Here is a 10,849-nt window from a genome sequence, read left to right as displayed (position 1 = left end):
ACCACCACCGACACCAACCCGAGAAATCGCACCCTCAACCCTGCCGTGGCCGGCTACGAGTCGCAGCACGAGCTGGAGAAGGAGATGACCCAGCAGCTCGCCGTCGGCGGCCCTCCCCCGATCAAGGTCCCGCGCTACGCCAAGCGCCCGCCCAAGCCCGGCAAGGGCGGCCTCCACACGGTCGCCTGATCGCTCTCAGACGCAGTGATGCCCCGGCCCTACCGCCGGGGCATCACCGCACCTGTACGCGAAAGCGCGCCTCTCCAGTATGCCTGCCGACCGTGGTACCCCGCTTCCCGAGGTGAGGCAGCAGCGTGAGAGGGGCCTGTGAGATCGTCGGCAGCCCCGCCCCGGGCAGGAGTGCTGCGCAGGCCGGCCGGCGCAGCCGCCGCTACGAACCCTTCGGCTGAACGCCGCGGCTACAGCGGCAGCAGACGGCTGGATGCATAGGTGTACGCCACCAAGAGTCGAGCGGCGGGGGGGCAGCAGCCGCTCGACGCCTGCGGACCGCATGAGGAGCCACCGTAGTACCGCCTCACGGGTGTGGACGGCGGCTCAGCCAATCCTGGAGCTCACGGTGTCGGAACTGGTAGGCCGGGCCGCTGTAGCGGAGCAGACCCGCGGTGACAGCCCAGTCGAGGAATCGGGCGAGACGGAATGGCAGACGGCCTCGCGAGCAGAGCAGAAGCACCGCGTATCTCCGCGCTGCATGAGGACCCGCCCATATGAAGGCGAGACCCAGCGTCAACAAGACCTGGAGCGAGCTCTGCGATGGGTTGGCAAACAAGTACGCCAGCACACCCGAGATCCCTACCGAGAGCCCGAGCGAAAATCCAACGAGTAGCCCACCGATCAGGTCGTCGCGCACCAAGATCCATGGGCTGGCGACCCTTGATGGTTCACCCCGCCACTGCATTCCGAACCAGAGGACGAAACCCAGTAACCCGCCAAGCTCCCAGAAAGGCCCCCCGTACCAAGGCGTATATCCAGGCGGCTCCCCTATACGGCTCCATACCTCTGGAAACTTTCCGATGACATCCATCACCACCGCCCCACCACAGACGAGGAGAGCGCAGACCCCGACCTGCCGCCACGTAATGGGGGGAGGTCGAAAGCGTGTTGGGGAACGCAGCACGAAGGAGTCAACAATCACAAAAGCACCCGTAATAGCCAAGAATCGTGGCTCGATGTTGGCAAAAGAGCCGTAAGCGTCGTAGTGCAGCGCGAGCGGCAGGGGCAGGGAGCACACGAAGAGCAAGCCCAAGAGCGCATCCACCAAGCGGACCCGGAAACGACCGGCGAGGGGCCACAGTTTGTGGAGCGTCAGGTCGGTGGCAGGTGGGTGCGTACCAGGACTGGTGAGGTGCCGTGTGAGGTGATGCAGCCACCGATGGACCTGCGCGGCTTCGTAGCCGTGGGGGTTGTCCATGTTGGCGGTCGCCGCAGGGATGTAGCGGGCAAGCAGATGCTGGTCGAGGTCGTGGGCAGTGGGATGAAGGAGGAGTTCGTCCGGGTCGCCGGAGCGGTGGTAGACGGTGGCGGTCAGGCAGAGCCGCCACGGTGTGGACAGGAGAGCGGCGAGCGGGCCGGTGGGGTTGGTGGTCAGGTGGTTGATGAGGGGCTGCCAGCGTCCGATGTCGCGGGCCCGGTCCGTTAGGTAGCCAATGGCTTCCCCGGTGTTGACCGGGGCGATGGTGATGCGGGCTGCGTCGATCAGTTGGTCGCCGGGGCCGAGGGCGTCGTAGTGGTCGGTGCGGCAGGTGAGGATCAGCGGCCCGGCGTCTCTGCCGTCCTGATAGGCGTTGAGGGCTTCCACAGCGGCTTTGGCTCGTGATGCGGCAGGGTCGGGGGCGCCGTCGTCGCGTACTGGGTCCATCTCGTCCAACCCGTCCAGGACAGGCAGGATGAGGCCCTGGTCGACGAGGCTGTCGGCCAGAGCACGTGGCCAGTCGTAGGCATCGATCAGGCGCTGCGTCAGCAGTTCGGTCAGCGGCTGGCCGGTGTCCCATTCGGCGAGCGAGGCCCTTACCGGGACAGGGTCGTCTTCTCCGCGCTTCTCCAGGAGGGCGAGCATGAGTTCCAGGGCGAGGACCGTTTTCCCGGCGCCTGCGGCCCCCGTAATGACGAGGCGTCGGGGGCGGGTGTCGCGGTAGTAGTGCAGGACGTCTGGCAGGGTGGCGGACGCTGCGGAGCTGTGGGTACGTCCGGCCGGCGGGGCGGTTGCAGCTCGGTTGGTCGCGGGATGGAGAACGTAGGCCAGGTCGATGCTCTTGTGGTCGGCGCCGAGGAGCTGGCGCAGCACCTTGCTTTCACTGTCCATGACCTGCCGGGCCAGCGTCTTGGCTCGACCGCGGGCGAGTTCGGCGTTGTTGCCCTCGATCGGCTTACGGATGGCGAAGACTCCGGCTATGAGACTCAGCGCTGCCAGCGGTAGCCCGGCCAGGGTTGCGGCATCGGACGGCGAGAATGTGCCGTGGACTGCGTGCCACACGGTGAAGAACACGCAAACGCCGAACAGCCCTACGCTGAGCAAAGCGATGCACGCCCAGATACGCCGGTGACGGCGCGCTCCCAGTCCGACCATGCCCCGATCATGCCGTTCCCCATGGCGCACAGACGACCTGTTCCGCCGGATCTGATGCTCCAGTTACTCGCTGTCGGGTCGCCGCCGCACCCGGGCTGCATCCAGTCACACCCGGACCGATGTGGTCCAGGGCTCGCTCGCGTATCCGCAGGGGGGCGGATGTTCATGCACGCGATGTCGTGACCAACGACGCCGCCTCGCACCGTCCACAGGCAAGCCGTGAGCCTCCTGGAGGCATGAGCGATCACGAGCAGAAGCAGCCGGCCCCGCGTCGTGGCAAGGTCGTGGAGGCCCTCGCGCGAGCGGAGCGGACGGTGTTCACGCGGCCCGCCCCGAAATCCGCAAAGGCTCGGGTAAAACTCCTCCGGTGTCCTCGACGAGGCCGTGCAGATCCTGGAACGCGTTGCGGACAAGATCGAAAAGGACGGATGGAGCGTCTGCCCGTGCGGTGAAGACCACGGCCAGGTCCGCGCCGACGCCGCAGTCCCCGCCGTTATGCGCGACGACGCCGACCTCGTACGCACCGTACGGTCCAGCATCGACCGCTGACGATCTACACACCCGGCCTCTGGCCAAGCAGCGCCGCTGGCTCCGTCGGTGGGATCTGGCACCACTTATCGGTCAGGCATGACAGCACCCGGAGTGTGCGGAGAATGATATCGCTGAGTTTCGACACCACCCCGGGCCTTGCGGCTGGAGCAGGGCAGTGCTGTGCGTAGCCCGGACGTTCGTGCCACTACCGGGTGGCCTGTGGCCTGGATCTGGCGGGGTTTCCGGTGGCGTTGGTTCTCGAGTATGTAGCCCACCGCTGAACTGGGGCGCCAGTCACGTCAACAGGCGTCCCTCCGCGGCGGTGTCGTTGGTGGCGAGGCTGGCGCCGGGAAAGGTTCGGTGTGTGAGGCGAGGCGACGTTGCAGGTCGATGTGGCGGAACTGGTGGATGGGTCCAACCTGCCGCAGGACGCCGCGCACTTGGTGAGCGTCGGTGAGGAACGACATGAGGTGGCGAGGCAGGGCTCCTCGGTGCCGGGCAGTGAGGTAGAGGCGGCTCAAGGTGAAATCGCCCCAGGAGGTGCGGTGAAGGGCGGCGGCAAGGCCAAGGACGAGTCCGCTCCAGAAGCCGATGCCGCAGCCGAACACAGTGCTGCCGGTCAGCGCGCTGATGGGGTCGATGTCGCGCAGGTCACCGTTCAGATACCCCAGCGTGATGCCCAGTAGGAGCCCGGCCAGCAGACCAAGCAGGGCGCCTGTGCGCACGAAGCCCCAGAAGATCCTGCGGTCCTGCCGGAGCAGTTCCTGCGGACCCGTGACCGAGGAAAGGTCTGCTGGGGCCGCGCTCCATGCCGTGACCAGCCAGCAGACAAGCCCAGCCACAACACCCCATCCGACGCTGGCCACTCGGTCGAGGAGAAAGTCAAGTACCGTGCCGACGAGCAGCGCGGTCCCGAGCCCCAGCAAGAGGGAGCTCCGGTTCCACGACCAGTGACCTCCCACCGCCGGGATGTTTCGTTTTCGCAGCCGGAACACGTGGCTGAGCAACCATCCTGCGGGCAAGTAGGCGGCCAGCATGACCAACATCCACAGTGGCGACCCCAGCAAGCTACCGTCCCAGCCCCCCACGAAGAACGGAAGACCGGGCGCGGAGCAGAACAGCGCCCACAGGGTCCCGAGGCCGTCCCTGGCAAGGAGACCCAGAACGGCAAGGCCGCAGCCCAGGAGCGTCAGCAGGAACATCGACGCGCCCAGGGCCGCGCCTGACAGCAACCGTCGTGTGGTCTCGGGCACCGCCAGCCGCAGCTGCCACCAGGCCAGGTCGGCTCCGCCGTGCAGGTCTTCCTCCAAGTGCCGGGCCAGGAAGGTGAGTGTCTTCTGGGCCTGGCGGCTCGACCACCGCACCCGGTGGCCGGGCAGGGGGCGGTAGGCGGCGGGGATGAAGCCGTCGAAGAGCTGGGCGCGGATGGCTGCGGCGGTGGGGAAGCGGGTGGTGTCGCACAGTTCGGCCGGGTCGGGTAAGGCCGCGGGTCGTTCGCCGGGGCGCGGGTTGTAGATCGTTCGGGCCAGGAACAGCGTCAGGGGCGTGTACAGGGCTTCGCCGACGGGGGTGTCGGTGGGCAGGAGGCTGAGCACGGGCTGCCACCGCTCGGCGGAAGGGGTGCCCTCCCCGCCGGCGTCGCGGCGCAGGTAGGCGGCGGCCTCCTCGGGGTCCACAGCTTGGAGTTCGATGCCGGCTGCTCCGGTGAGGCGCACGGGAACGCCCGCACCGGAGGGCGGATCGACGGCGGCCTGGTACTCGGCGGTGCGACTGGTCAGAACGAGAGGGATTCCCGGAGGCAGGGCGCGGTTCACGGCGTCCAGGGCCACGGCGCGCGTACGTGCGGGCAATTCGTCCAATCCGTCGAGCAGGGGGATGATCAGGCGCTGGTCCAGCAGAGCGCGAGCACGCGACGTGACCTGCCCGCGTCCGCCGGCGGCCGGGGCGGGAGCTCGCGCGGCAAGGCCCGGGTAGTCGGTGGCGAGACGTTCGGCCAGCCATGCGTCGAGTTCACTGTGGTCGGGGTCCCAGGAGGCCAGGGGGAAGATGACCGGGACCGGTGAGCCCGGCTCGCGCGACTGGAGCAATCCCAGCAGGAGGCGTACGAGCAGCATCGTCTTGCCCGCGCCCGGCTCACCGAGGATCAGCAGGCGTCTGCCCGGTACGCGGGTGGTGAGGACCTCGACGATCTCGCCGTCGCTACCAGCCAGGCCCTCGGGGCCATGAGCCCAGGCGGGCGGCAGTGCGGCCCGGTCGGCGGGTGCCCCGGTGAAGGTGCGGACGAGAATGTCCCAGGGTTCCACTACATCGGCACGGGCGGGCCGCCAGGGGACCGGCAGTGGGTACGGTTCGTCGAGGCGCCGGACTCTCGCCTCAGCCTGCCACTGGGCGCGCACCGCCAGCGCCAGTTCGTCACTCACGACCATCAAACCGAGGCTGTCAGCGTGTTCGCGCCGGTCCGCCCGGTAGCCGAGCCACGACATCCACAGCGACGCCACACCGACGACGAGGCCCACGGCGGTGCCGGCGACCCCCAGCAGGTGTTCGGCGCTCTCCCCACCGCCCAAGTGAGCCGACTTCGCGAAGATCAGTCCGACGACCGCGACAGCTCCCGCAACCAGGCCCCACACTCTGGAGTGTCCGCGCCTGCTGTTGCCGCCGTCGCCACGTACGTCCCCCGTTCGCATGGGCACGAGGATGCCCTATCGCACCCGCAGGGCGACAGGGCGAAGCCGGACGAGCGGACACCCGACGTGCGACCTCTCACCGCGGTTCAGTTCTCATCGACATTCCGCAGCGACATGATCGGGAAGTGCTGCCCAAACTCGTCGACAAGCGGTGTCGGTTCCCAGGTTCTGGCGCAACTTCTGTGACGCCACCACGCTGAGTCACAGCTGAGCCTGTCCGGCCGCACGCAAAGTCGCCCGAAAACGACCCGATGCCGAGGCGACTGGGCCGAAAGTTCGGGGCCGTGGAAGACGTCAAGCTCCGGCTGAAGGAGTTGTTGTTCCCGTCGATCGCGGATGTCGCGGTGCTGTCGGTGGACGTGAACATCGAGATAGTACGCGTCGACGCGCGATGCACCGCGGACGGCGCCGTGTGCCCCGCCTGCGGGGTCTGGTCGAACCAGGTTCATGGTTCTTACCTGCGGTTTCCCGCTGATGTTCCGAGCGGTGGACGAAGCGTTGTTCTCCAGCTGAGGGTCCGTCGGCTCACCTGTGGGAACTCGGGGTGCGCACGCCTTACCTTCGTCGAGCAGATACCCGGCCTGACACGCCGACACAGTCAGCGGACCGAGCAGCTGCGCTCGACCCTGGCCGCGGTCGGTCTGGCTCTCGCGGGCCGAGCCGGAGCCCGCATTGCCCGCGTCCTCGGAGTGTCTGTGAGCCGCAGTACGGTGCTCCGGCTGGTCGATGCGCTCCCCGAGCCCGAGGTCGCTGCCCCGCGTGTGGTCGGAGTACGCCACCCGCAAGGGCCGCCATTACGGCACCGTCCTCGTCGACATCGAGACCCGCCGTCCCATCGACCTGCTGCCCGACCGGGAGGCATCCAGCCTGGCGGCCTGGCTCGCCGACCGGCCGGGCGTTGAGGTCGTATGCCGGGACCGGGCGCCGTTCTTCGCCGAAGGTGCCACCGCCGGCGCCCCGCAGGCCGTCCAGGTCGCGGACCGGTGGCACCTTCTGGCACAACCTGAGCGAAGCCGTCGAACGGTCCGTCGCCCAGCACCGCCACTGCCTCAGAGCCCTCGTCCCTGCCGCCCCCGAACCCGAGCCGGAGCCCGTCGCAGAAGAGAAGCCGTCCAGTTCACCGTGGCCGACGGGCCACCGGTTCGCCGAGCGCACCCGTGCCAAGCACGCCACCATTCACGCACTGCTCGCCGCCGGACACAGCAAGCGGTCCGTGGCCCGGCAACTCGGCATGAGCCAGAACACTGTCTTACGGTTCTCCCGTGCTGACACGCCCGAAGGGCTTTTCACCGGGCAGTGGCAGAACCGGACCTCCGTCCTCGACGAGTACAAGACCTACCTCGACGACCGCTGGAGCGAGGGCTGCACCAACGCCTGGAAGCTCTGGGAGGAGATCGTGCCGCTCGGCTACAAAGGCAGCTACCAGCGCGTCCGCGCCTACCTGCACAAGAAGCGCACCTCGCCGCAGCTGGTGACCGCCCGGCCGCCGTCGCCGAGGAAGGTCGCCGGATGGATCCTCAGCCGCCCAGAGACCCTCACCGAGCCCGAACAGCTCCAGCTCAAGACCGTCCGCTCCCACTGCCCCGAACTCGACGCCCTCATCCGGCATGTCCGCTCCTTCGCGGTCATGCTCACCGAGCGCCAGGGCGAGCGCCTACCGCACTGGCTCGACGCCGTCCGGCAGGACGACCTGCCCAGCCTCCACACCCTCGCCGCCGGCATCGACCGTGACCTCGACGCCGTCATCGCCGGTCTCACCCTGCCCTGGAACTCGGGTCCCGTCGAAGGCCACGTCAACCGCATCAAGATGCTCAAGCGCCAGATGTTCGGCCGCGCCGGCTTCGCTCTCTTGCGGAAGCGAGTCCTCCTCGCGCCGTGACGGGCAACCGCACGATCAGACAGTGCCTTTGGCTGCGATCCGAGTGAGCAGATTGTCGCGCACGGATGGCCACTCGTCCGCGAGCACGCTGTAATACAGCGAATCACGACGCGTACCGTCCTGGCGCACCATGTGGCTGCGCAGAGTCCCTTCATAGACCAGCCCCAGCCGTGTCAGGGCCTGCTGGGACCGCACATTGAGGTTATCGGTCCGCAGGGCGATTCGGGCAAGGCCCAGATCATCGAAGGCGTGTCCGAACAGCAGAAGCTTGGACTCGGCGTTATAGGGGCCACCCCAACAAGAACGATCGAACCAGGTCGCCCCAATCTCAGCGCGGCTCGCAGCGAGGTCAAGCTCATACAAACTGGTCGAACCGATTACCGAGTCGTCGATCAGGCGCTGGACCGCGAAGCACCGCCGGGCTCGATCGGCCAGCATCTGACTGATCATCGCCCGCATCTCTATCAGGGAGCCGGGCCGAGGCCGAGGCATCCATCGCCAGACCTCGGGATCCGACGCAGAGGGGAACAGTGCTTCCGCATGATCGACGGACAGCGGGATGAGACGGATGGTGCGGCCGAGGAGGGAGTCATTGCTCACTATTGCACCGTAGCTTCGGAATCGCTGCCTCACAGCGAGGCGGAGATCATGCTGCCTCCGTCACTCACAGCGACCACGTCACAGAAGTTGAGCCAGAACCGGTTCCCACCTACAAAGCCACGCCGCCAAGCCATGCGCGCCCAGTGGCTGGACGCGCAGCCCGAAGACCGCACGCTGGCGCTGGCCGGCAGCTGCACCGACCCGAACTGTCACACCCCGCACTGACCATCTGATCAGTGCTTGGGGCACCAGCGGGTGAACATGCACTCGCCAGGGCCAGCGTGAAGGCCAAAGGGCAGGGCGATGCGTTCCAGGGAGAAGCCCTCACCGGGGGCGTAGACGGTGTAGCCGCAGCGGGTGTAAAAGGCGTGCAGGTGGTCGCGGTCGGCCTCGTAGGAGCCGTACAGCAGGAAGTATCCGAGCTGCTGGTAGACCTGCCAGGCTCGGAAGCTTGGCGACGAACACGCTCAGGGCCGTGGCTTTCTGAGGGGTGTAGCCGTTGGTCGTGGCCATCTGGATCAGTGTGCCCGGGGCGGTGGCGGTCAGCACACCGACGGTCTGGTCGTGCTCGTCGGTGGCGACGAGCACCAAGCGGCAGCGTTATGGAACGTCTCAGCGCCGGCGCCCAGGCCAGGCCAGGATGGCCGAGCCGGCCGTAGCCGCACACGCTGCAGGCCACGGAGGATTACGGATTTTGGGCGCTCACGGACAGGCCTGCGGCGTGCTTGACGGCCAGGTCGGCAACGCTCGGCGCGGTAACAGTCCGCTCGGCGGCGAGCACTCTGACCTGCGGAAGTTCTAAAGATCCGACCTCAGATGAGGGGCCCGAAAATCTAGAAGCCGGCCGGTGTCAGAAGCCCTGGAATGGGGTCTGATCTTTTTGACCAGGGTGATCTACGCGGCTGAAGAAGCTGCTGGTCGGGAATCATCTGGCGAGGTGAGAGTGCAGTGCTCCCCCTCATGCAGATGGGGCCGCCGGTGTTGGCTTGGACTCCCGCGCCGGCGGCCCCCAGACGCCGGAGGCGCCCCATGCAGAAGATACCCAGCGGGGATCTTGACCACTCCCAGAGCGGGCAGCGTCCGTCCTGGCGCGACCCCATAACCATGCCCGGCGCCATTCTCGCCGCCGTCATCGGGGGCTTGATCGTCTGGGGGCTGGTTGAGGTGCTCCAGCACCTTCGCGTGACTTGGCACTGATCGTGAGTTGCCTGATCGGGTTACCGGACATTCGCTGACTGTCCTCATCGCGGGTGTGGTGTTCGGACGCGGGCGGCCTTCGGCCCCCGGACCTCGACGATGCGAAGGCGCCGGTGGGGCTGCCGGTCCCCACGGCCGGGAGAGTGCTCAGAAGCTGTCCAGCTTCCTGCTGATCCGTAACGTTCTGTGAGTGCCTTGCTTTCTGGCTCCCGGGCAGCTTTCGTACGAGAGGATCGGTGTGTGGAAAACGATCCTGTGACCCTTCGCGATGAACGCCGCCCGTACTTCGCCTGTCCGGCCTGCGGCATCGTCGGTGAGCCGGACTCCGTCGACTGTTTCCTCACCCGGGACCAGCAGCACGTCGACTGGACCAGGCCCGTGACCGTGAGGTGCGGCTCCTGCCGCACGTCCTCCGAGATCAGTAAGGCAGACGTCCTGGGCCGCGACACCGAGCACGCATGCTCCCGCTGTGGACATCGCACTGCCTGCCCCTCAGACGCCGACCGGGTCATCTGCTGGGGCTGCGGTCTCAAGGCACCCGGCCCCGCATCAATCGGCGCCCGTGCCGTCTACCGGCAGGACGTCGAACGCGGGGCCGACCAATGGGCCGTCGCTCAAGTCCGCGTCGCTAAGGACGACGCACGCGACCGCGGCGGATTGCCCCACTGGGCCTCGTAGGGGTGACCTGGACGGTCACAGGGGGCGGGGGCGAGCCGGACGGTCCAGGGACGCAGTCGGATACGCAGGGGCGGGGCCGCCGGAGGCGGCGGGGGTTTGGGCTCGCGCCAGTCGGCCACCGGTTTCGTCAGCCGACCCGTCATCAAGGTCATGACGGTCCAGGCCAGGTGCGCCTCGGCGTGCTGGGGGAGTTTCTCGTAGTCCCGGCAGTTCCGGCCGGCCCTCATGATCCAGCTGATGGACCTCTCGACCACCCATCTCTTCGGTAAGAGGACAAACCCCTTCGTTTTGGGCCGGTTGACGGTCTTGAGGGTGAGGCGGAGGCGGTCTTTGGCCCAGGTGACGAGTTCGCCGCCATAGGCGGAGTCGGCCCAGACCAGGGTGATCTCGGGGTGGGCGAGGCGGAGGCGGAAGAGGAAGTCGCGGGCCGCATGAGCGTCGTGGACGCTGGCGGGGGTGACCATTCATCACCGGCAGGCCGCGGGTGTCCACGGAGTGGCGGGAAGGTGGACACCGTCCTCGTGCGCCCGCAACCCGAGGACTGTTTTGCACATCATTCCGGGTGGCATGACCGGGACCGGGATCGCCGGGGCAGGTGCCGCCGCTCGCCGGCTGTGAGAAGCAGCCGACCGGCGGCCAGGACCGGTCGGGCACGCCCAGCAGGCATGTTGCTGCAGACAGTTCCACCAGGAG

9 protein-coding genes are annotated in these 10,849 nt (G+C 67.6%); 5 read left to right on the top strand and 4 right to left on the bottom strand.

Annotated features, from left to right (window positions below; all coding sequences use genetic code 11):
- Positions 1-189: hypothetical protein (locus IEJ02_RS46940; protein WP_223865582.1), on the top strand; the 189-nt coding region annotated here is incomplete at its 5' end.
- A 346-nt stretch (positions 190-535) separates the two neighbouring features.
- Here the strand turns inward: IEJ02_RS46940 and IEJ02_RS46935 are convergent.
- A complete protein-coding gene (locus IEJ02_RS46935) occupies positions 536-2,584 on the bottom strand; it encodes an NACHT domain-containing protein (RefSeq protein ID WP_191070378.1) in 2,049 nt (682 codons plus the stop codon).
- A 384-nt stretch (positions 2,585-2,968) separates the two neighbouring features.
- Here IEJ02_RS46935 and IEJ02_RS46930 point away from each other — a divergent pair, with 384 nt between their 5' ends.
- The gene (locus IEJ02_RS46930) at positions 2,969-3,133 is read left to right on the top strand and encodes a hypothetical protein (RefSeq protein ID WP_191070376.1); all 165 of its coding nucleotides are present in this window, start codon (positions 2,969-2,971) and stop codon (positions 3,131-3,133) included.
- A 281-nt stretch (positions 3,134-3,414) separates the two neighbouring features.
- On the opposite strand, the gene IEJ02_RS46925 is transcribed toward IEJ02_RS46930, so the two are convergent.
- Positions 3,415-5,802 carry an NACHT domain-containing protein gene (locus IEJ02_RS46925; RefSeq protein WP_191070375.1) on the bottom strand — a complete coding sequence of 796 codons (2,388 nt, stop codon included), beginning with the start codon at positions 5,800-5,802 and terminating at the stop codon, positions 3,415-3,417.
- 251 nt (positions 5,803-6,053) lie between these two features.
- On the opposite strand from IEJ02_RS46925, the gene IEJ02_RS50640 reads away from it, so the two are divergent.
- Genes IEJ02_RS50640 through IEJ02_RS49545 form a run of 3 tightly spaced genes read left to right on the top strand, consistent with a single transcriptional unit; the run spans position 6,054 to position 7,681 of the window.
- Positions 6,054-6,704, top strand: a complete 651-nt coding sequence (locus tag IEJ02_RS50640) for a transposase family protein (RefSeq protein ID WP_317986105.1) — start codon at positions 6,054-6,056, stop codon at positions 6,702-6,704.
- Positions 6,619-7,071, top strand: coding sequence for a transposase (locus tag IEJ02_RS49550; RefSeq protein ID WP_317986106.1), 453 nt, complete (start codon positions 6,619-6,621; stop codon positions 7,069-7,071). The genes IEJ02_RS50640 and IEJ02_RS49550 overlap by 86 nt, the downstream gene beginning before the upstream one ends.
- Positions 7,034-7,681 carry a transposase gene (locus tag IEJ02_RS49545; RefSeq protein ID WP_223865580.1) on the top strand — a complete coding sequence of 216 codons (648 nt, stop codon included), beginning with the start codon at positions 7,034-7,036 and terminating at the stop codon, positions 7,679-7,681. Before IEJ02_RS49550 ends, IEJ02_RS49545 begins: the two co-directional genes overlap by 38 nt.
- A 15-nt stretch (positions 7,682-7,696) precedes the next feature.
- On the opposite strand, the gene IEJ02_RS46915 is transcribed toward IEJ02_RS49545, so the two are convergent.
- On the bottom strand, positions 7,697-8,281 hold the full coding sequence (locus IEJ02_RS46915; protein ID WP_191070374.1) for a GNAT family N-acetyltransferase: 585 nt from the start codon (positions 8,279-8,281) through the stop codon (positions 7,697-7,699).
- 1,811 nt (positions 8,282-10,092) lie between these two features.
- Positions 10,093-10,620: a transposase gene (locus tag IEJ02_RS46910; RefSeq protein WP_191070373.1), complete on the bottom strand. Its 528-nt coding sequence runs from the start codon at positions 10,618-10,620 to the stop codon at positions 10,093-10,095.
- Positions 10,621-10,849 lie beyond the last annotated feature (229 nt).

It is taken from the genome of Streptomyces sp. 5-10, from assembly GCF_014712245.1.
Taxonomy (GTDB): Bacteria; Actinomycetota; Actinomycetes; order Streptomycetales; family Streptomycetaceae; genus Streptomyces; species Streptomyces violaceusniger.
Note: the sequence above shows the minus strand (reverse complement) of the source record. Positions and strands in the feature narration are given on the sequence as shown.